Source organism: Magnetococcales bacterium, from assembly GCA_015231925.1.
In the GTDB taxonomy this organism is placed as follows: domain Bacteria; phylum Pseudomonadota; class Magnetococcia; order Magnetococcales; family JADGAQ01; genus JADGAQ01.
Genome location: JADGAQ010000002.1, coordinates 42,306 through 63,413, shown reverse-complemented (window position 1 = coordinate 63,413; position 21,108 = coordinate 42,306). Strand labels below are relative to the sequence as shown.

Genomic DNA, 21,108 nt, shown 5'->3' with positions numbered 1-21,108 from the left:
GGCGTTGTCTGAAAATCCCCGGTTTCCGAAAACTCGGAAACCCGGGTGAAACGGCAAATCAGGGACCCTCAACCTGTTTGACCAAACGAAAACCTAAATAAGAATATCGCACCCCCGGATCAAACCAGAAACGCGAAGAAGATCGCAGATAAGTCGAATTGTCGAACCACCCCCCTCCACGCCGAACCCGAATGGAACCAAACGTCGGACCCTTCGGATCCGCCGCCGGGCTGTTCGAATAGTACCGGGCATCATACAAATCAGATACCCACTCCCAAACATTGCCCAACATATCATACAAACCCCAGGCATTGGGCAGCAACTGCCCCACCGCATGACTCTCCCCACCCGAGTTGCTCTTGAACCAGGCGTATTTTTCCATGCCGTCACTACTGTCCCCCCAGTGACGGGTGGTGTCCGTTCCAGCACGAGCCGCATATTCCCATTCCGCTTCCGTGGGCAAACGATAACTACCCGTGTTCTCCTTGGTGTTCAATCGACGAATGAACTCCTGCACATCCATCCAGTTGACCTGCTCCACCGGCTGGCTGCGCCCCTTGTTCGAACTGGGATTGGTGCCCATCAAAGCCACCCACTGGCTTTGGGTCACTTCATACTTGCCCATGAAAAACGGCTGAGTGATGGTAACCTGATGAGGAGGTTGTTCGTCCCGACTGGCCTCGGCATCAAAATTCTTGTCCGATCCCATGGTGAAAAATCCGGCAGGCAAGCGGATAAAAGTCATGCCGATGGTGTTGGTGTAACTTGGAAGTTCCTCATCCCCGCTGGCCAGCGCCGGGTAGAGGAGAAGAAGCGCGACAGCCAGTTTGAAACCATTTGCCTTGCGTTGCGTCATACGTTGCTCCATGCAGTTTGAAGGTGTCCAAATATTATTTGGTATGCCCTGTGCTTGACAATGAGAATACCGATAAACAAAATAACATCGCAATAAAAATATCAGGACAAATAAAAAGGTAATAAGATCGTCACCCGTTTGTCAAAAAGGGTGGCGATGCAGGCAGCGGATCCGGCGGGAAGAGGGGGTGAAACAGAGGCTTTCAGCTCATCGGGACTTCAGACGACTGTCCACATGGCAGATATGATAGGAAAACCAGTTTTCCAGGAAGGAGAGCAGATCCAGGGAGAGGGTCAGACTCTCCACCTCCCCGGATTCGATATGACCGGAGAGACGTTGCTGCAAAATGCGGTGCTGGCTTTTGTGAAACTCCCGATCGGGATGGTTCGTCTGGTCCATGAGGGCCTCTTCTTCACGGAAATGCTTCAATAACAAGGTATTGAGTTCCTTGAAGAGGGCCAGACGTCCGGCCTGATCCTGACTGCGGGTCAGGGCGAGATACAATTGATTGACCAAAGAGTAGATGCGTTGATGCGCCGCATCGATGTCGGCATGGCCGATGGCCAGATCGGCACTCCACCGCATGGCGGGCAGATCCAGCGGAGGGATGTCGAGTTGCAGATAGAGGGTATCCACGGCGTTGAAAAAGAGGCGGCGTTGTTGGTGAAAGGCCTCGACAAGCTGCACCGCCTGGTCCCGACGATTATCCCGCAAAGCGGCGAGGCCTTGAAGGGCCAGTTCGTAAGCGGATTTGAGTTCCTGAATCACGGGGCGGGTTTGCTGGGCGTCGAGGGGGCAGCGGTTCAGCCATAAGCCGGGATAACTCTCTTCCCAGGAGAGGTTTTCCTGCCGGGGTATGTTGCCGTGAAAGGCTTTGGCCAGCCGTCCCCCCAGAATCAGCAGGGGCTCCTTCATGCGTTTGATGTCGAACGGTTCCTGGAAGGGCGGCAAACGGGGTTTCCAGGCCAGCAGGTGATCGTTGATCTCCCTGGCGAAGGTGCTTGATGCCTGGAACTGACTGATGGAGCCGTGCAGAAAACCGCTCAGGCGCAAAGAACGCACCAGTGATTCCCGGGTGGTGGTGGCCAGTTGGTGCGTAGCCCGGGTCGAAGCCAGAGTGGCCAGGGAAGAGCGGCGTCCCTCCTCGATGTGGGAGCGGATGGTTTCGGCGGCGCTGGCGGCGGCCTCGGCCTGGCCGGCGGCGGTTCGGGTGAGATGCGCCGCCTGATCCGCGTCACGGTGTACCCGGGTGGCGGCCTCTTCGAGACCACGGGTGTTGTGGGTGATGCTGGCCAACACGGTTTGAACCTGGGAGAGGGATTCGTTGACCCGATGAATGGCGAGCAGACGCTGTTCCATGGCCGAGGAGATCTGCCGGTTGAAACCCAGCAGGATGGACATGGTCTCCGAGGTGGTGCGGGAAGAGGTATTGGCCTGTTTGACCTCTTCCTGAATGTCGCCGATTTTGGAAATGATCTCCTGGGTGGCGGTAGCGGTCTGGCTGGCCAATTGTTTGATCTCTCCCGCCACCACCGCGAATCCGCGTCCGGCGCTGCCGGCGCCGGCGGCCTCGATGGCGGCGTTCAGAGCCAGCATGTTGGTTTGGGCGGCGATATCGGTGATCGCTTCCACCATGGCGCCGATGTCTCGCGCCAGGCCTGCCAGACGCTCCATGACCGTTTCGTTTTCCATCGTGGCGGCGTGGGCGCGAAGAGAGGCCTGATCCGCCCGGGTGGTGATGGCGCGCACCTGTTCGATGGCGCGGATCATCTCCTGCATGGTTTGCATCACCCCGCTGGAGAAGGCTTCCACCTCCGCCAGATTGCGATGCACCACGGAGATGGTTCGCGACATCTCCTCGCTGCCGTTCACCATGGCGGCCATGGCTCCGTGCGCCACGGAGGTGGTTTCGCTGACGGCGGTGGTCTCTTGCACGATGGCGCCGGCCTGGGCCGAAATGGCCTCCACATAGCCGTTCAGAACACTCATCTGTTCGCTGATGTTGGCGACTTCCCCAAGCAGGCGATCATTTTCGCTTTGAATGTTCCGGGAGAGGCTGGCCAGGTCGGTGGAGTCCTTGCTCAGGAACCGGTGTACCTGGACGATATCGCAGACCAGCGCCGTGACGTTGCCGGCATGGAGGGCCATGGCGCGGGCGCTGTTTTCGACGAGATGGGCCAGACGCGGCAGGAGTTCCTCGATTGGAGCGGTATCGGTGCGTTGGGGTTCACAACGCTGTTGGACGAGATCTCCCAGGCGTTGCAGCCGCTCTTCGCGCCGCATGGCCGTCTTGCCGACTCCCCAGATGGTGATCAGGGCCAGGAGGACGCCGCCCGGCCAGGCGATTTCGGCGGGGGTCAGGCGGGCCAGAACGAGGACCAGGAGGACCGCGGCTCCGCCCAGCCATCCGGAAGCCGGGAGTCGTGCCCGCAAGTGCTGGGAATCGGTAAAGGGAGCCATGGTCTACCCGGGTCACGGTGACAGGAAGTGAACAATTTGCAACAATCGCGCTAAAATGGCAAGAAGACCGTGGTCCAGGGCGACATCTTGCAAGTATTACGGGGGTCCGGGGGCGATTATCCCCCCGGCGGGTTCGGGGCGGAGCCCCGAGGTGTTGACGTTGACGTAGCGGGTCGAAGCCCTGGAGGAAAGCGCACCAACCCGATCCCTCGCACGATCTTGGTAAACGCTTCAACCCGCCGCAGGGGGCCAGGGGAGGGCTTCATCCTCCCCATCTTTTTGGGAAGTGCCCATTCCGCCTTGGTTCGGGGTTGTTTCCAGAGTCATTTCCTCGTTTGAACAGCCCCGGCTGTATCGTGTCGGTACCTTTAGGATGGGGAGGATGAGTCCCTCCCCTGGTCCCTCCGGTGGGTCGATGTATTACTTTAGTTTAAAGGTGGCTCGAAACCATATATTCAACCTTTTGGCATCGACCCGCCGAAGGCTACGTCAACTCCCCGGGCTTCGCCCCGGCCCCCGCCGGTGGGATAATCCCCCCGGCCCCCCGTATTCCCTCTCGCGGAATCATTCCGGAATGAGACGATACTGCCGCAGTTTGTCCAACACCTTGTCCCGGGTGATCGGCTTGGCCAGATAATCGGAACACCCCCCTCGGAAGAAGGCCTTGACCACCTGCTCTTCGGTGTCGAGGGCGGAAACCATGAAAATGATGGTCTCCTTGCCGTCGGGGCGTCCCCCGCGCTCCATGTCGCGCATGGTTTTCAGCGCCTCCTGTCCATCCACCTCGGGCATCATGATGTCGAGGCAGATCAGATCGTAAGGCTTGTTGTCCATCATGGCCAGTTCGAAGGCCTCGATGGCCTCACGGCCATTGATGACGAAATCGCACTCTCCGTAAGGAGAGAGGATGCGTTCCAACAGAATGCGATTGTTGAGTTCATCGTCGGCAATCATGATTTTCATGCAGGAGTCTTTCTTCTCTAGCCGTACAGGTCAGTGGCAGCGGGTCCCGATGCCAGGTGATTTTCCACTTTTTGCACCATGCCGTGCAACGTTTTTGCGTGTGCGTGCAACGCCTCCGGATGGAATTTTCGGGCGGCCATGACCAGTCGGAAGGCTTCCTGCCGCAATTGGGGTGCGCCGACGGCGACAGCCAGTTCTTTCAGGCGCAGGGCCAGATGTTCCACTCCCTGGGATTCGGCATGGGCGGGAACCTGATCCAGGGCGTGCAGAATCTCCCCGGCCTTTCGGGAAAAGGTGCGGCGCGCCATGGCCATGGACGGACTTTCCTGGCCGGGGGGAGGGGAAAGAACCGGCGTATCAACCCGTTCCGGGAAGGGGGCGCCCCCCTCTTTTTCTCGGGCCAGTTGATCGACACGCTGCAGCAGCTCCTCGGGGTGATAGGGTTTGGCCAGGAAATCGCTGAAGCCCGCCTCCCGGCAGCGTTCCCGATCCTCCTGCAAGGCGCAGGCGGTGATGGCCAGCAGCGGAAAATCGCGGGGTACCCCGGCCACCTTGCCCTGCCGGATGGCGCGCACCAGCTCCAGCCCATCGACTTCCGGCATGTTGACATCCGAGAGGATGAGCTGACAACGGTGGCCGGCCAGCCACTCCAGGGCCTCACGACCGTTATCCACCACCTCGACCCGATGTCCCGCGCGGCTCAGAATGGCCAGAGCCAACTGGCGGTGATCGGGCCGATCTTCCACCAACAACAGATGGCGGCTTTCGCAGACCGTTTCTTTCCGGGAAGCGGGTTCTTCACCGGAATCGCCCAGTTTCAAGGCGGTGGCCAGAGCCTGCACCAGATGGCTGCGCAACAGGGGTTTCACCAGACGACCCCGCACGTCGAGAGCGGTGCAGAGGGGATTCCCCTCCCGCTGCTTCTCCCCCACCGGGGAGAGAAGCAGGGTGGGCTGAAAGGGTCCCAGGGCACACAGCGCCAGGGCCAGGGCTTCGTCCGCATCCTGCAGCATCGGGGCGTCCAGCAGCAGCAGATGAAAATCCCCTCCTTTCTGCCGGGCCTCCAGCAGGGTGTTGTGCAAGGCCGCTGCGCAATCCACCTCCGTCACCTCCGCACCCCAGATCCGCAAGGGGTGGCACAGCAGATGACGCGCCGTGGCGTGGCGTTCCGCGACCAACATGCGGTATCCCGCCAGAACGATCATCTCCGGAGACTGGTTTTCGACCGTTTCGGGAGATCCCAGAAGCGCGGTGAAATGAAAGCGGCTGCCTTCGCCCACGGTGCTTTCCACCCACATGGCGCCCTTCATGTGGACCGCCAGTTGCCGGGAGATGGTCAGACCGAGACCGGTGCCGCCGTAGCGTCGACTGATGGAGTGATCGGCCTGGGAAAAGCTGTCGAAGACCGCGTCGAGCCGGTTGGCGGGAATGCCGATACCGGTATCGCAAACGGTGAAATGCAGCAGGGCTTTGTGTGCAACCGCTTTCTCCTGACTGGAGAGGCGAACCTCGACCAGAACGTGGCCCGTGTCGGTGAACTTGATGGCGTTGCCCACCAGGTTGACCAGAATCTGGCGCAGGCGCAACGGATCCCCGGTCAGCAGCCTCGGCACCTCGGGGGAAACATCCAGCAGCAGCTCCAATCCCTTCTGGTGAGCCTTGACCGCCAGGGTCAGACAAACCTGTTCCATGACCTCCTGCAGGGAGAATTCGACATCTTCCAGCTCCAGCCGGCCCGCCTCGATCTTGGAGAGGTCCAGAATGCTGTTGATCAGGGAGAGCAGCGCCTCCGAAGCCTGTTGCACCACCAGCAGATAATGGCGTTGTTCGGCGTCCAGTTCCGAATCGAGAACCAGATCGGTCATGCCGATGATGGCGTTCATCGGAGAGCGGATTTCATGGCTCATGGTGGCCAGAAAAGCGCTTTTGGCCCGATTGGCCGCTTCCGCGAGCTCTTTCTGGTGTTGGGAATGCGCTTCCGCGAGCTGACTGGCCAGCAGGGCCTCCATTTGCTGGCTGATCTTGCGATTGGATTCGAGCAGATCCCGGCGCATGGTTTCAAGGGCGGCTCCCAGCATGCCCAGTTCATCACCGCGCTGCAGAATGATGGGTTGTTCCATCTCCCCTTGTCCCAGGCGGCCTGCCTGCCGGGTCAGGGCCAGAATGGGCCGGATCAGACTGTTGGCGGCGGTGATGGCCAGGATCATGCCCAGACTGATCAGGCCGGCAATCAGAAAAAGGGCCACCCGCACGCTGTGTTCCTCACCTTCGTGGTGGATGGCCATCATGCGGTTGCTCAGGGTCTGCACCTGTTCGTTCAGTCGCTCCAGGGTGAAATGGATGCGCACGCCGCCGATAAGCTGCCCGCCCATGAGGATCGGCATGACGATTTCCAGGTGCTGCTCTTTCCGCACGGTCGGAGCGGACGAGGTCGCCAGAGAAGTGACGGCTTCGGGAGTCAGAATCGGCTTGCCGTAATCGGGCAGGGTGCGGTTGCCGTCATGCAGGAGTTTTCCTTCCGGATCCACCACCTGAACCAGACGGACATCGGGTTGACGCAGGGCCTCTTCCAGAAGCTGACCGATAGCCTCCATGTCGAGCCGGTAGACGGGGTTGACCAACAGGTTGGCCAGCAGCCGGGTGAAGAACTCCCCTTTTTGGCGCAACTCGCTTTCGAGAAGCGGTGCGACCACCTCCCGTCCGGCGTGGGTCTCCTGTTGGACGGCGGCGCGGAACTGGTGCAGCAGCAGGCCTCCGAGGGTGGCGGAAACCAGAACGATGGCTCCCAGTATGACCAGAATGTAGCGGTTACGCAGATTCATGGCTGCCCCTGAGGGATGGGAGTTCGCTTCAGCAGGGCCCGCGCCTTCGAGAGAAGCTCTTTCTGCTCATCCGAAATGGTTGCGAAGCCGCTGGTTTGTTGATAGGCCTCCAAAGCCAGGCGTCCCTCCGGGTCGGCGGGGGCGTTCAGGAGAATCTCCCGCAAGCGGTCCCGGAGGCGGGCATCCAGTGCGGGGGATACCAGCTCCAGGGCGCGAGGCACGGGTTGGGAGACGTGGAACATTTTCAGCCGGTCCCGCAAGACGGGGGGGACGGACTGAGGCGTTTCCCAGTCCAGATTGCTGAACGCGGCCGCGTCGGCGAGACCGCGCACCACCCAGGTCGCCTGATTGAGGGGTGTGCCGGCGAAGAGGTAGCCGGTTTTGGCAGGCGGCACGGCTTGTTCCGGCTGCTGCAGGGGAAAAAGCGCCAGACCCGCTTCGACCGCCAGTGCGCTCGGCAGATGAAAGGAGGAGGTGGAATCGGTCTCGCCGAAGGCGATACGTTTCGTCCGGAGATCGGCCAGCGAAGAGAGGGGCTCCTCGGCGCGACTGACGAAGACGGTCTTGTAGAGAGAAACGCCCTGTTTATGGCGCAGCAGGAAGGGTTCGGCCAACCCGTCGGCTTCGAGGGAGAAGGCGGCGTGGATGGTGGCATTGCACCAGTCCACTTCGCCGGCGGCCAGCTTCCGGCTGAGTTCGGTCAGGTTCCGGGCCACCACCACTTCCCCCCGGCGGATGCCGAGGTCGGCCATGCGATCAGCCACGTAAGCGACCAGGGGAGCCAGTTGGGCATGGTACTTAAGGGGGTTGTTGCCGATTTGGGCCACCACCAGCCGGGCGGAACGGGGCAGGACGGTTTCCGGAATCTCGGCTTTTGCTCCGTTGGAGTGGACCAGGAGCATGAGGAGACAACAAACGAGTCGCACGGCGTGCGGCAGGACGCGAAGTCGTCGCATTTCCCTCCCCCGTTGTGGTGCATTTCCTTGCGGCGCGACACGGCAATTATGACGATTTCACCTGAAAAGTGCCAGAAGATTAGCGGGTGCTTCCCAAAAAGTCCGTAGTGAGTACCGCTTCAGGGTACCGGATACTTCTCCGCAAGATAGCCCAACCGGGAACGGGGCATGCGGAGGGGAACATTCCCTTGCAGGGACCGGTGTATTCCTCTGACGACACGATTGCGGGCATCCGGTTCTTGACGAAACGGAACACCGATGCCACTCGAAAAATGCCGCATTATGGTATATACCAAAGCTTCAAGCCGGACACGCATGGCATGGATTTGTCCCGGGACGCGCCATGGCAGGCGGATAAGCTGTTGATCGCAGGAAGCGGGGAGGAGTTTCTTGGATACTTTACTGAAAATTCTGGAAGAATATGGTTATTGGGTGCTTTTCATCGGCACCTTTCTGGAAGGAGAGACCATTCTGTTGGTAGCGGGCTATGCCGCAAGCCTCGGTTGGCTCTCTCTGCCCCTGTGCATCCTCTCCGCGTTTGGCGGCACCTTTTCCGGAGACCAGCTCTACTTTTTCCTGGGCCGTCGTTTCGGGCGCAAGCTCATGCCCAACCGCTCGCGACAATGGCGTCGTCGTATTACCTTGGTGTTGTATCTGCTCAACAAGTACGATACCTGGTTCATCCTCTCCTTTCGCTTCGTCTACGGGGTGCGCAACGTCACACCCTTCGCCGTCGGCATGAGCCGGGTGCCCACCTATCGCTTTTTCCTGCTCAATTTTCTGGCGGCGGCGGTTTGGGCCATCAGCTTCGGCACGGCGGGATACTGGTTCGGTCGCAGCATCGAACAATTCATCGGCGAAGCCGAACATGCTCAGATGTATGTACTTGGTATCTTTGTTGGTATCGGTGTTTTGATTTGGGCTATCCAGAAGTGGCGTGGATATCGTAAAGATCGTGAGGAAGAGGAGCAGGAGAAAAAACGGCCTCGTGCGCCGTCACCGCTTTGAATTTCAAGGATACGAGGGGCCGTTTCTCCTGCGCATCGTCGCATACCGGCATCCTTGACACTCGGAAAGAACCGGAGGGGTTCTCCTCCGAAGCGGCTCGAACGGGTGAAGGACATGAATGGATCGGGTGGGTCCGATCGCTCCGGATTTCAAGGGAGCGCTCCTTCCGAGGTACAATGGATTTTTTTTGCCACCAAAGCCCCCAAGCCTTCTTCGTTGCGCCGGGCGTTGCCCATGCGTCTGGCGGGGCAGGATCCGGTGGTGGTGGTCAACACGCCGTTCAGTGTTTTGAAACATCGTCGTCTTCCGGCTTTTTCCTCCCGTGTGCAGCGCTTGGAGTCGTTTCCTGCGGCTTGGCTCTATACCCCCCTCTATTTTCCCGAACGGTTGCCGGTGGCCGGGGCTTTTGCCGGCGCGTTGAACCGGCATCTGTTGTTACGGGAGCTCAATGCCTTGCTGGGACCGGTACGGGGCAGGCGGAACGTGCTTTTCGACATGCCTGTGCAGTGTTCCCTGCTCAATCGTCTGCAGGCGACCCAGCAGGCTTATCTGGCCATTGACGACCATACGGTGACGTTGGAGGGCGATGTCATTCCGGGGGAGTTGGAGCTGGAGAGGCGTCTTCTGGCGGGGGTGGATCATGTGGTCTGCGTCAGTGAGACGTTGGCGGGGCGTTTGTTGATGCGGATGAGGCAGAGCGTTCCCATTGCGGTTCTGGGCAATGGTTATGACGAGTATCTCTTTGATCCCGATCGTGACTGGCCGGAACCGGAGGAGTTGGCGGCGATTCCCCGACCGCGGATTCTTGTGGCGGGGCATCTTTCCGGGCGGTTGGATTGGGAGGGGATTCGGGCGGCGAGTTGTCTGTTACCGGAGTGGCAGTGGGTTTTTCTGGGAGGTTTGTCGCCGGATCTGGATGGAGAGGTGAAGGCGTGGTTGCAACCGGGTTCGGGAATGCCGTGGCATGTTCTGGCGCCGGTGGCGTTGCAGCGGGTTCCGGCGTTTATGCGGCATTGTCAGGCGGGGGGGGTGCCGTATCGGCTCAATGCTTTCACCATGGCCAGTGATCCCTTGAAGGGGGTGGAGTATCTGGCCATGGGTCTGCCGGTGTTGGCGACGCGGGTGCCGTCGTTGCGGCGTTTCGAGGGGCATATCGCCTGGGTGGGGGAGGGGAGTGGGGAGGATTATGTCCGGGTGTTGGCGACGATGCGGGGGGAGGGGATGCGGTTGGCGCAGGGGCGACGGGAGGTGGTGAAGGAGGAGTCCTGGAGTGCCAAGGCGTGGCGTTTGCGGAGCCTGATGGGCTGTTGAAGATATACGGGGGTCCGGGGGGGATTATCCCCCCCGGCGGGGTTCGGGGCGGAGCCCCGAGGTGTTGCCGTGTCTGTTGCCGTGTCTGCTGCCGTGTCTGCTGCCGTGCCTGCTGCCGTGTCTGCTGCCGTGTCTGCTGCCGTGTCTGTTGCCGTGTCTGTTGCCGTTGCGGTCCGCTGCAGCCAATGGAAGCACAAAAAGCCGATTCCAAATGCGATCTTGAGAAACGCAGCGGACCGCGGGGGGGCAAGGGGGGGCCTCATCCCCCCATCCGTTGCCGTTCGCCGTTGCCGTTCGCCGTGAGGCTCGATGCGGAGGGTTGGCCCTGCTTCTCGTCGTGGGGCGGGTTCAAGGAGGGGGGGATGAGGCCCCCCCTTGCCCCCCCGCGGTCCGCTGCGATAAATCCGTTGGGTGCGGGTGGGGACTTTTGGGATTTCATTGGCTGCAGCGGACCGCAACGGCAACACCTCGGGGCTCCGCCCCGAACCCCGCCGGGGGGGATAATCCCCCCCGGACCCCCGTATGACTGAAAAGATCACCCCACCCCACCCCACCTCACCTCACCTCACCTCACCTCACCCCATCCCACCTCACCTCACCTCATTCCACAGCCCGCGCAACTCCCGCCGATGCGCCCGCCATCCCGGATCCGCCCCATCCAACCACCGTTGAAACCCGGGACCATGGTTCAAATGAACCAAATGGGCCAACTCATGCAGCAGCACCGCATCCGACAATCGTCGCGGCAACTGAATCAAACGCCAGTTGAGACTGACAGTGCCCCGAGAAGAACAACTCCCCCAACGACTGCGTTGATCCCGGACCTGCACCCGCTGCGGCTCCAAACCATGCTTCCGGGCCAGAAAAAAGAGCCGCGCCGGCAAATACCGCCGTGCCCGATCCTTCAACCAGACTTCCGTGTCAGACCCGCCTTGAGGTACCGAACGCCCCAAATAAGTCAATACCGGCGGAGATCGGGTTTCCAGCTCGGGCAGCGCAGCCAACCGCCCCAAAATCCACTCGGTCTGACTGGCCAGAAAGCCTTGCGCCCGCAACAGGGAACAACGCATCGGCAGCCGCAGTTCCACCTCTCCGGCAGCAGTCACCACAACAGCCATACGCTGCCGGCGCGGATGACGACACAAGCGGTACGAAATAACGCCTCTATCCGTTTCGAGCCGATTGTCCACAGCGGAATCCCTTGGCAAAAGATACGGGGGTCCGAAGGGGATAATCCCCCCCCGAACCCCGTATTCACCGAACAGATGATCAGCCCAAGCCGAAATAGCGCCGTACCTCCCCCGTCAACTCCTCGGCCATGGGATCCTTTTCCAACCACTTCTCCGCCGCCAGGTCATAAGAAAACCAGGCATAATCCCCCGTCGCATCCTGGGATGCACCATCCACCGTGCGACGCTTCCGGGTCAACACATTGACCACCTCCAGCCCCGGCGTGTAACCCACTCCACTCTCCCCTGCCTTGCCGGGCAGTCGCGCATAACAGGCATCCCGGCGCGAAAAGGTGCTGGACGATACCATGGCCCAGGTCAACGGATCGAAAAACTCCCGCGCCCGAATCTGCTGAAACTTCATGGCAATATGCGCACACACCCGCCGCACGTCGCCCGTGGGAAAGACGGCCCGCAACGTCTTGAAATCCTCGCAGCTACAGGTCTGAGTCACCGGATTGAGTTCGTAAATAGCACCGGGCTCACCCCCCAAACTGCGAGCCTGATAAACCTTGTCGAACTTCTCCGGCAGGGCGGGCAAGGGAAACGGCTGACACGGCGGATAACGCCAACGCTTCCCGGAAGATTCCCCATTCCCCACCAGAACCGGTTCGGACGAAACCGAATGAGGCGTCACCCGGCAAGAAGGCGCTTCCACAGCTTCGTCGACAATGGTTACCGGAGTCGGGTCCGGCGCGGGACCTTCGAAACGGGTGACTGGTAATGCCACTTCCTTCAGTGTAGAACTCTCGCGGCGGGGAGCGCTGCGGGCAGGGGAGCGGCTCTTGCCCAACTCCTGCAACAACATCCAAAACATGCCTCCGATCAGGCCGATCAAGCCCAGGATTCCCATCAAATTGGTCGCGGTCATGCTTCTCCCTCGTGCTGAAGGCATACGTCCGCCCGGCCTTTGACTGGCGGTGAGGTTCACGGGATGATTATCAGGGATCCCATTCTACTTGCAGACAGGCCAGGTTTCCATATTTGATAATCTTTATAGGTTATAAAAAAATTCGATAGAAAAAATGTAAAAATTGATTGCCATTGTCCCAGCGGAAGGAAGATGATGCGAGGTTATCCTCGAACCCGCATTTGACGGTCAGTGATGAATCCATGAGCAATCGTCTAAAAAAAGTGCAAAAGACAGCCGGATTGCTCGGTGAAAAAACCCGTGCCTGTCTGGATATTGCCGCCACGCTGTTTGTGGTATTGGATTGTCGTGGGCGCATTGCTTTTCTCAACCAGCGGTTTTGTCGTTTGCTGGGCTGGCAGCGGAAGAGGCTGTCCGGGCGGGACTGGTTCGAGACGGTTGTTCCCGTTGATCAGCGCCAGGCGGCGCGACACTTTTTCGACCAATTGAACCGTGACGGTTCCGAAGAGATCGTTCAACACGAAAACACGGTGATGACTCGCGATGGCCGGGAATGTCTGATCATCTGGCACACCTCCCTGTTGAAGGATGAAGCGGGCCGATGCCTGGGTTTCCTCCACGCGGGTGAGGATGTTACGGAGCAGAGAAGATCGCAACGGGAGTTGCTGGCCCATCGGGAGAGCATGTTGCGCGCCCAGTCCCTGGCGCGGTTCGCCAACTGGGAGATGGATCTGCAGAACGGGACCATGTTCTGGTCCGACGAGATGTTCCGCATTTTCGGCCTGGATCGTTCGGCCGGGCAGGTGGTCACCACCCGCCATTTTTTACAGGCGGTGCATACCGGGGATCGTTTTCGGGTGCTGCGGGCCTTGGTGCGGGCGCGACATCGGTGTGAACCGTTTTCCCTCAACCATCGGGTTGTCCGTCCGGACGGCCAGGAACGGGTCGTCCGTCAGTGGGGGGAGGTGGTTTGCACGGAGGAGGGGGCCAAACACCTGGTGGGTGTGGTGCATGACATCACCGAGGAGTGGGTGGCGCGGGAACAGTTGCGCATTGCCACCCGCACCTTCGAGGATGCCATGACCCTGATGGACAACCAGTGGCGGGTCATTGAAAAAATTCTTGAAAGTACGCTGGAAGGGGTGATGGTGATGAATGCCGAGGGAGAGATTCTCTCGGTGAATGCTGCTTTTACCTCTATGACGGGGATGGAAAGCTCCGAAGTTATAGGATGCAAGGCGGAGGCGTTGCGGATCAGTTCGGATCATGTCGATGCTTTTCGCCTGGGCTGGAGGGGAATGCTGCAGAGCGGAGAGTGGCGTGGAGAGTTGTGGAATCGCCGGCGCAATGGGGAGATCTATCCCGAACAATATGCCATGACGGCAGTGAACAACCCCTCCGGGGAACTTTTCCGGGTGGTGGCCATTTTCCATGATCTCTCCGAGGCCAAACGCACCGAGGAGGAGTTGCGCTATCGACTCAATTACGACCCGCTCACCGGATTGCCCAATCGCCATCTCTTCAGGGAGCGTTTGCAGCATGCCATTCATCAGGCTCATCGCAGCCGGGGTCAGGTGGCGGTGGTCATGTTCGACCTGGATTTGTTCAAAAATGTCAACGACAGCTTGGGGTTGGCCAGTGGCGATCGTCTGATCCAGGAGGTGGCCCGTCGTACTCGGGACAGTTTGAGGGAAGGGGATACGGCCTGTCGTTTGGGTGGTGATGAATTTGCTATCATCCTGGAGGGTTTGCAACAGACCCGGGATGCGATGAATGTCATTCAAAAACTTTTCCAAGTTATAGAAGAACCTTTTCATTTGGGTGACCATGACCTCTATGTGACTGTCAGCATGGGGATCACCATTTTTCCCGGAGATGGCAACGACGTGGATACCCTGATCCGCAATGTGGATCTGGCCACCAACCGGGCCAAGGATGCGGGTCGCAACAACTTTCAGTTTTACACCGAAGCCATGGATCAGAAGGCCGCCCGTCGCATGCGGCTGGAGGCGGATCTGCGCAAGGGATTGGAGCGGGAGGAGTTTGTTCTCTATTACCAGCCGAAGGTCGATGTCGAGTTGGATCGTATTACCGGCATGGAGGCGTTGATTCGCTGGCGCCAGGCGGATGGCACCATGGTCTCTCCGGGAGAGTTCATTCCGGTTGCCGAAGAGACGGGATTGATCGTGCCGATGGGATTGTGGACCATCGAGACGGCGTGTCGGCAGGTCAAGGTGTGGAATGATGCCGGCTTGGGACCGTTTGTAATGGCGGTGAATCTGTCGGTGCGTCAGTTTCGCCAGAAGGATTTGGTGGAACAGGTACAGCAGGTATTGGAAAAGACCGGGTTGGAGGCCAGGTATCTGAATCTGGAGATCACCGAAAGTCTGATGATGGAGGATTTGGATCGGGCGATGGCCATTTTGGAGCAGTTGACGGCTTTGGGTTTAACGCTTTCCATGGATGATTTCGGCACGGGATATTCGTCGTTGAGTACGTTGAAGCGGTTTCCGATCAATGCGCTCAAGATTGACCAGTCGTTTGTGAGGGATTTGAGCATCGATTCCAATGATGCCTCGATTGTGGCGGCCATTATTTCCATGGCTCACAATCTGGGTCTGAAAGTGGTTGCCGAGGGGGTGGAGACGCTGGAGCATCTGAATTATCTGCGGACCCAGCTTTGTGACGAGATTCAGGGCTATTATTACAGTCGGCCCCAGCCGGCGGAGAAGCTGGAAGCGTTGTTGCGGGATCCCCGTTCCTTGGGGGAGGGGTGAAGGTGGCCTTTTCGGACCACTTCGATCCGGTTTCCGCCCATTATGCCCGGCATCGGCCCACTTATCCGGCGGAGTTGTTCACCTGGCTGGCTTCCCTGTGCCGGGAGCATCGCCAGGCCTGGGATTGCGGCGCGGGTTCCGGACAGGCTTCCCTGGCTTTGACGGCCCATTTCGAGCGGGTATTGGCCACGGATGCCAGTGCCGGCCAGATCGGAAAGGCCATGCGGCATCCGGGCATCGTCTATCGGGTGGCTCCTGCGGAAGAGAGCGGTCTGGAAACGGCGAGCTGTGATCTGGTGATTGTGGCCCAGGCGCTGCACTGGTTCGATCCGGAGCGGTTTTACGCCGAGGTTAAACGGGTGTTGAAGCCGGGTGGGGTGATTGCCGTCTGGTGTTACGGCATTCTCCGGGTGGCGGGTGAAGAGGTGGGGCGCGAGGTGGAGCGCTTTTATCACCGGGTGGTGGGGCCTTATTGGCCGCCGGAGAGACATCATGTGGAGACGGGGTATCGGGAGCTGCCGTTTCCCTTTGATCCGATCGGGGAGGTTCCCGAGTTCTGCATGGCGCAGTCGTGGTGTTTGGCGGAATTGATGGGCTATTTGCGCAGTTGGTCGGCGACCGGGGCCTGTCTCAAGGCCACGGGACAGGATCCGGTGGTGGCGCTGGAGCAGCGGTTGGCCACGATGTGGGGGGAGGGGGAACGCAGGGTGAGCTGGCCCTTGATGGTGAAGGCGGGGCTGAATACTCGAAAGTTGCCATCTGTTCAGGTAGATGGGGGTTCGGAGGGGATTATCCCCCCCGACGGATCCAGGGCAGCACCCTGGGACTCTTCCTTTTGCCGTTGAAACGAATATGCGCTGTGCAGGATCCTGAACAGCGGTAATATTTTTAAAGGGAAAGGCAAGGAAAAACCCTGAGGGGGCAGCAGAGCTCCCCCTCAGACTCCCCCAACCCTTTTTATTAATTAAAAGGATTTATTGAAAGTCAAAGGGTAACAATTCAGATATACGGGGGTTCGGGGGGGATTATCCCCCCCGACGGGTCCAGGGCAGCGCCCTGGGACTTTTCCTTTCGCCGTTGACACAATCATGCCGCACTGTTCAGGGGTCTGAATGGTTACGCCAAAGGAAATATTATAAAGTCAACGGATTGGTGTCTCACTTCCCCGCCAACACCACCCGATTCCTCCCCCCGTTCTTCGCCTCGTACAACGCCCGATCCGCCGCATCATTCAACGCCGTCGCCGTCTGCTGCCCCGGAAACGCCGCCACCCCACAGGAAAACGTCCGCGTGAAAACCGTCTCCTCGAACTGATGCTGAATCGTCGAAAACGCCTCCCGCAACGTATCCATCACCCCCAAGGCCGTTTCACCATCCGTCTCCGGAAAAATAACCGCAAACTCCTCCCCGCCATACCGCCCTACGATATCCGTGGAACGCACCCGCTGCCGCAACAATCGGGAAAGACTCCGAATCACCCGATCCCCCGTGGGATGCCCATAGGTGTCGTTAACCGACTTGAACTTGTCGATATCGACCATGGCCATCGCCAACGGCTTGCCCAACCGTTGCGCCCGCCCGACCGCCAAAGCCAACTGCTCCTTGGTGCGCGTGTGATTATAAAGACCCGTCAAACTGTCCTTGATCATGAACCCCTGCAAAATCCGCGACCGCCTGACCCGCGTCAATACCGACCGAACCAGATGATCCGGCTGAATCGGCTTGGTCAGAAAATCATCCCCTCCCGTGGCCATGGCGCTGAGTTGCTTATCCAGGTTCTTTTCACCCGACAGAAAAACGATCGGCATGCCAACAAAAACAGGCTGCTGCCGAATGACCCGCGCCAGTTCCAATCCGGTACACTGCGGCATGTAGAGATCCATCAAAGCCAGATCCGGCCGGAATTCGTGCAGATGTTCCAACACATCCAAAGGATTGTTGACCACCTTGGTCTGCATGCCCCCCTCTTCCAGAATATTGGCCAAATGCTGGGCCAAGGCCCTGGAATCGTCCACCACCAGAATGCGATAGGGCTCCTCGTGCAGCGGATGCACCAGCTCATCCAACGTGTCCACCAAACGGGTGATGTCCACCGGTTTTTCGAAAAGCGTCACCCCCCCGGCCCGAACCACGTTCAACCGGGTCTCCAGATCGCCCTGCCGGGTGATGAAAATGACTGGGGGTAGATTTTCCCGTTCTTCCCGAAAACGCCGCCAGTAAAGCGCACCATCGCCATCCGGCATGGCCACGTTGAGAATCACCACTCCCGGCGAAACCACTTCCAGACGGCGCAGCAGAATATCGAGCGTGGTGCATGTTTCCACCCGATAGCCGTAACAGGCCAACTGCTGCCCGAGTGTTTTGCTCCAAAGCGCGTCGGGCTCTGCCAGTAATATCAGCGCTGCCTCACGAGGTGGTGTTTTCTGACTCTCCTCAGCCTCCTCGACCATGATCGGTGCGGGGCCCGTCCGCAAATCCAGGGCGATCTGCTCCACCAGATGCTGTAACGCCTGGGAAACGGCGTTCCGTCCCGTCTGATCCGGAACCTCACCGCGCAAACACCAGGTGGCGATGAGATTCTCCATCACCCGGGCCTTTTCGCCTACCCTGGGGAAACCGAAGGTGGCCCCCGATCCGGCCAGGGAATGCACCATGCGATGCAGCGTGTCGAAGCGCTCCTTTTGCCAGGAGTCCGGTTGCAGCCCGGTCCAGATCTCCTGAATCTTGCGCAATCGCGCCGGTAACTCGCCCGCCCAGTTGCGACAGGCCAGGTTGAGTTTTTCCATCAGGGCCGGTGGGAGACTTTTTTCAGACATGTGTTTCACTTGTCCTGTTTCGTGCTATCTTTATCACCAGGTCGCTACTATTCCCCATGCCCTTTCGAAAGCACATGGATTCGAGCCGCCCCAAGATTCTACTGGTGGATGACAATCCGGGCAACCTTCGCATCCTCGCGGAGACCCTGCGCCACGATTATACCATCGTGGTGGCCCGGGATGGAGAAACCGCCCTGCAACTGGCCCGGGAATCCAATCCTCCGGATGTCATTCTGCTGGATGTCATGATGCCCGGCATGGATGGTTTCGAGGTTTGTCTCCGCCTTAAGTCGGATCCGATAACCTGGAGTATTCCGGTGCTGTTTGTCACGGCGTTGGCGGAAACCGAGGCGGAAGTCAGAGGATTGACCGTCGGAGCCGTCGATTTTATCACCAAACCGATTGTGCCCCGCCTGGTCAAGGCTCGTGTCCGCAGCCAGGTGGAACTCAAACGGCACAAGGACCATCTGGAAGAACTGGTCGAGCAACGCACCCGGGAAATCGCCATCACCCAGGAAGCCACCATCCACGCCCTGGCCTCCCTGGCGGAAACCCGTGATCCCGAAACCGGAGGACACATCCGTCGTACCCAGCATTATGTTCGTATCCTCGCTTCGGTCCTGCAACGACACCCCCGCTTCCGGGACACCCTGACGGACACCATGGTGGACATGCTGTTCAAATCCGCACCCCTCCACGACATGGGCAAAGTGGGCATCCCCGACCAGATTCTGCTCAAACCCGGCAAACTGACGGCGGAAGAGTTCGAGCGCATGAAGGATCATACCCTTCTGGGCTACAAAACCCTGGAAGCCGCTCAACGCAGCCTGGGATCCACCTCCTTTCTCCATCTCGCCAGCGAAATTGCCTTCACCCATCACGAAAAATGGGACGGCGCCGGCTATCCCCGAGGCCTGGCAGGAGACGCCATTCCGATCTCCGGACGCCTCATGGCTCTGGCCGATGTCTTCGACGCCCTCATCAGTTGCCGGGTCTATAAATCGGCTTTTTCCCATCCGGAGGCCGAAAGAATCATTCGAGAAAACCGCAATACCCATTTTGACCCGGATGTGGTGGACGCTTTCAATGCCCGGGTGGAGGACTTCCGGCAGACGGCGCTGGACTTCGCCGACCCGGAGACGGATCCCTCACGCTGACCTTCTTTCACCATACCTGTTCGACCGGCAGAAGAATTGCTACAATTCGCCGCAACGGGGGAAGGCTTCTTATTTACCCCGGGAAAGAGATCCTGGAACCCGGGGGGGGGATCGGGACACAAGGGCCATGGCCCAAGTCGGTTTGACGGTACATACCTATACAATGAAACGCTTTCTGTTGCATGTCGGCCTGGGACTGCTCCTGGTTACCCTGGGTGATGCCGTATTGGTGCATCTGGAGATCGATCCGTTCGCCCATTTGTCGGACCAATGGCTGCGTCAGAAGATGGATCGCCATTGGGGTAACCTCTTTCTGCTCTCCATTCTGGTGGGATTGGGCTATCTGATCTACCTGTCGGGCCACTTCCGCCGCCTTGCCATGCGTCTGGACGAACAAAGCTCCACCCTGGAGACCCTGCACCATCGCACCGAACTGATTTTGAACGCGGCGGCGGAAGGCATTTACGGAGTCGATCAGTACGGCAACACCACCTTCGTCAATCAAGCCGCCATCCGCATGACGGGTTGGACCCGGGACGATCTGATCGGGCACCATCAGCATGAAATTCTGCACCATTCCCATCGGGACGGTTCTCCCTATCCCAAGGAGGAGTGTCAGATTTATGCCTCCATTCACACCGGAAAACCGCGTCAAACGGATCGGGATTGTTTTTGGCGGAAAGATGGCAGCAGCTTTCCGGTGGATTATACCAGCTCGCCGATCATGGAAAATGGCGTGCCGACCGGAGCGGTGGTGGTTTTTCGCGACATCTCCCGCCGACGGGAGGAGGAGCGTCGGGAGCTGCGCAGTCAGGCTTCCCGGCTGGCCATCACCGCGTTGCTGGAGACGGGTCTGGAGCCATTGACCCTCAGCCGGCAGTTGGAAGTGGCGCTGGACATCGTGCTTTCCGTCTCCTGGCTGGCGGTGGAATACAAGGGATCCATCTTTCTGGTGGACCCCCAGACCGGGGATCTGGTCATCGCCAGTCAGCGGGGTCTGCACCGCCATCTGCTCACGGCCTGCGCCCGCATTCCGCCGGGATACTGTTTGTGCGGTCGGGCGGCGGAAACCCGGGAACTGGTCTTCGCCAACGCCCTGGACCATCGCCACGATGTCACCTTTCAGGGCATCAGCGAACACGGCCACTACTGCATTCCCCTGCTTTCCAACCAGCGACTGCTGGGGGTACTCAACCTGTATGTGCCCCACAATCATCAGCAAACCTCGGAGGAGGTGGCCTTTCTCTCCACCATTGCCATCACCCTGGCGGGCATCATCGAGCGGCGTCAGATGGAACAGCGCCTGCGGGAGGCGGAGGAGAAGCTGCGTTTCATGGCCCATCACGATCCCCTGACGGGTTTGCCCAATCGGGTACTCTTCCTGGAGTTGCTGGAACGCACCCTGGCCCGCGCCCAACGGGAGCAGAAAACGCTTGCGGTGTTGTTCATGGATCTGGACCGCTTCAAACAGGTCAACGACTCTCTGGGCCACGATATCGGCGATATGCTGTTGCGGGAGGTCTCCCGGCGCATTCGCAGTTGCCTGCGCGATGCCGACACCCTGGCGCGGTTGGGTGGGGACGAGTTCGTTCTGCTGCTCTCGGTGGTGACGGACGGGGACGCGGTGGCCCTGGTGGCCCGCAAGATCATCGATGCCCTCAACGAACCCTTCGAGCTGAAAGGCAATACCTGCCGCATCGGATCTTCCGTGGGGGCGGCGCTTTTTCCCAAGAGCGGCCATACGCCGGAGGAACTGGTCAAGAAGGCCGATATGGCCATGTATGCCGTCAAAAAGCGGGGTCGCAACGACTTCCAGATGTATGAAGAGGGCATGGAAGAGCGGTTGGACAACGCCTCCTGATGTTCAGGCCCGACCCCGATG

At 59.4% G+C, this 21,108-nt stretch carries 14 protein-coding genes; 6 read left to right on the top strand and 8 right to left on the bottom strand.

The genetic code is table 11. The features are described from left to right. Positions 1-58: 58 nt before the first annotated feature. The 5 genes from HQL56_00630 to HQL56_00610 form a co-directional block, all read right to left on the bottom strand. Positions 59-856 (bottom strand): formylglycine-generating enzyme family protein, encoded by a 798-nt coding sequence (locus HQL56_00630; protein MBF0308019.1) that lies wholly within the window; start codon positions 854-856, stop codon positions 59-61. 207 nt (positions 857-1,063) lie between these two features. Beyond that, on the bottom strand, positions 1,064-3,316 hold the full coding sequence (locus HQL56_00625) for a hypothetical protein (protein MBF0308018.1): 2,253 nt from the start codon (positions 3,314-3,316) through the stop codon (positions 1,064-1,066). Positions 3,317-3,880: 564 nt separating this feature from the next. After that, the gene (locus HQL56_00620; protein ID MBF0308017.1) at positions 3,881-4,279 is read right to left on the bottom strand and encodes a response regulator; all 399 of its coding nucleotides are present in this window, start codon (positions 4,277-4,279) and stop codon (positions 3,881-3,883) included. 17 nt (positions 4,280-4,296) lie between these two features. Continuing rightward, positions 4,297-7,101, bottom strand: coding sequence for a response regulator (locus HQL56_00615; protein MBF0308016.1), 2,805 nt, complete (start codon positions 7,099-7,101; stop codon positions 4,297-4,299). Then, positions 7,098-8,057, bottom strand: a complete 960-nt coding sequence (locus HQL56_00610; protein MBF0308015.1) for a phosphate/phosphite/phosphonate ABC transporter substrate-binding protein — start codon at positions 8,055-8,057, stop codon at positions 7,098-7,100. Before HQL56_00610 ends, HQL56_00615 begins: the two co-directional genes overlap by 4 nt. A gap of 390 nt (positions 8,058-8,447) precedes the next feature. Between HQL56_00610 and HQL56_00605 the strand changes: the two genes are divergently transcribed. Further along, positions 8,448-9,065: a DedA family protein gene (locus HQL56_00605; GenBank protein MBF0308014.1), complete on the top strand. Its 618-nt coding sequence runs from the start codon at positions 8,448-8,450 to the stop codon at positions 9,063-9,065. A 114-nt stretch (positions 9,066-9,179) separates the two neighbouring features. Then, on the top strand, positions 9,180-10,376 hold the full coding sequence (locus HQL56_00600; GenBank protein MBF0308013.1) for a hypothetical protein: 1,197 nt from the start codon (positions 9,180-9,182) through the stop codon (positions 10,374-10,376). 590 nt (positions 10,377-10,966) lie between these two features. Here the strand turns inward: HQL56_00600 and HQL56_00595 are convergent. Both HQL56_00595 and HQL56_00590 read right to left on the bottom strand, forming a co-directional pair. Further along, positions 10,967-11,494 carry a M48 family metallopeptidase gene (locus tag HQL56_00595; GenBank protein ID MBF0308012.1) on the bottom strand — a complete coding sequence of 176 codons (528 nt, stop codon included), beginning with the start codon at positions 11,492-11,494 and terminating at the stop codon, positions 10,967-10,969. A 151-nt stretch (positions 11,495-11,645) separates the two neighbouring features. After that, entirely contained in the window at positions 11,646-12,476 is an 831-nt protein-coding gene (locus HQL56_00590; GenBank protein ID MBF0308011.1) for a hypothetical protein, read from the bottom strand. A gap of 242 nt (positions 12,477-12,718) precedes the next feature. On the opposite strand from HQL56_00590, the gene HQL56_00585 reads away from it, so the two are divergent. Continuing rightward, positions 12,719-15,253, top strand: a complete 2,535-nt coding sequence (locus tag HQL56_00585) for an EAL domain-containing protein (protein MBF0308010.1) — start codon at positions 12,719-12,721, stop codon at positions 15,251-15,253. Next, positions 15,250-16,098, top strand: coding sequence for a class I SAM-dependent methyltransferase (locus tag HQL56_00580; protein MBF0308009.1), 849 nt, complete (start codon positions 15,250-15,252; stop codon positions 16,096-16,098). Before HQL56_00585 ends, HQL56_00580 begins: the two co-directional genes overlap by 4 nt. A gap of 312 nt (positions 16,099-16,410) precedes the next feature. On the opposite strand, the gene HQL56_00575 is transcribed toward HQL56_00580, so the two are convergent. Beyond that, entirely contained in the window at positions 16,411-18,069 is a 1,659-nt protein-coding gene (locus HQL56_00575; protein ID MBF0308008.1) for a diguanylate cyclase, read from the bottom strand. 74 nt (positions 18,070-18,143) lie between these two features. Between HQL56_00575 and HQL56_00570 the strand changes: the two genes are divergently transcribed. Both HQL56_00570 and HQL56_00565 read left to right on the top strand, forming a co-directional pair. Then, on the top strand, positions 18,144-19,226 hold the full coding sequence (locus tag HQL56_00570) for a two-component system response regulator (GenBank protein ID MBF0308007.1): 1,083 nt from the start codon (positions 18,144-18,146) through the stop codon (positions 19,224-19,226). Between the two features lie 127 nt (positions 19,227-19,353). Then, a complete protein-coding gene (locus HQL56_00565) occupies positions 19,354-21,087 on the top strand; it encodes a diguanylate cyclase (protein MBF0308006.1) in 1,734 nt (577 codons plus the stop codon). Positions 21,088-21,108: the final 21 nt, after the last annotated feature.

Bases quoted from the DNA above. Each gene is read 5' to 3' on its own strand.
- HQL56_00595 (MBF0308012.1), bottom strand. From the start codon at position 11,494: ATGGCTGTTGTGGTGACTGCTGCCGGAGAGGTGGAACTGCGGCTGCCG.
- HQL56_00600 (MBF0308013.1), top strand. From the start codon at position 9,180: ATGAATGGATCGGGTGGGTCCGATCGCTCCGGATTTCAAGGGAGCGCT.
- HQL56_00565 (MBF0308006.1), top strand. From the start codon at position 19,354: ATGGCCCAAGTCGGTTTGACGGTACATACCTATACAATGAAACGCTTT.
- HQL56_00575 (MBF0308008.1), bottom strand. From the start codon at position 18,069: ATGTCTGAAAAAAGTCTCCCACCGGCCCTGATGGAAAAACTCAACCTG.
- HQL56_00620 (MBF0308017.1), bottom strand. From the start codon at position 4,279: ATGAAAATCATGATTGCCGACGATGAACTCAACAATCGCATTCTGTTG.
- HQL56_00585 (MBF0308010.1), top strand. From the start codon at position 12,719: ATGAGCAATCGTCTAAAAAAAGTGCAAAAGACAGCCGGATTGCTCGGT.
- HQL56_00610 (MBF0308015.1), bottom strand. From the start codon at position 8,057: ATGCGACGACTTCGCGTCCTGCCGCACGCCGTGCGACTCGTTTGTTGT.
- HQL56_00615 (MBF0308016.1), bottom strand. From the start codon at position 7,101: ATGAATCTGCGTAACCGCTACATTCTGGTCATACTGGGAGCCATCGTT.
- HQL56_00625 (MBF0308018.1), bottom strand. From the start codon at position 3,316: ATGGCTCCCTTTACCGATTCCCAGCACTTGCGGGCACGACTCCCGGCT.
- HQL56_00590 (MBF0308011.1), bottom strand. From the start codon at position 12,476: ATGACCGCGACCAATTTGATGGGAATCCTGGGCTTGATCGGCCTGATC.
- HQL56_00630 (MBF0308019.1), bottom strand. From the start codon at position 856: ATGACGCAACGCAAGGCAAATGGTTTCAAACTGGCTGTCGCGCTTCTT.
- HQL56_00570 (MBF0308007.1), top strand. From the start codon at position 18,144: ATGGATTCGAGCCGCCCCAAGATTCTACTGGTGGATGACAATCCGGGC.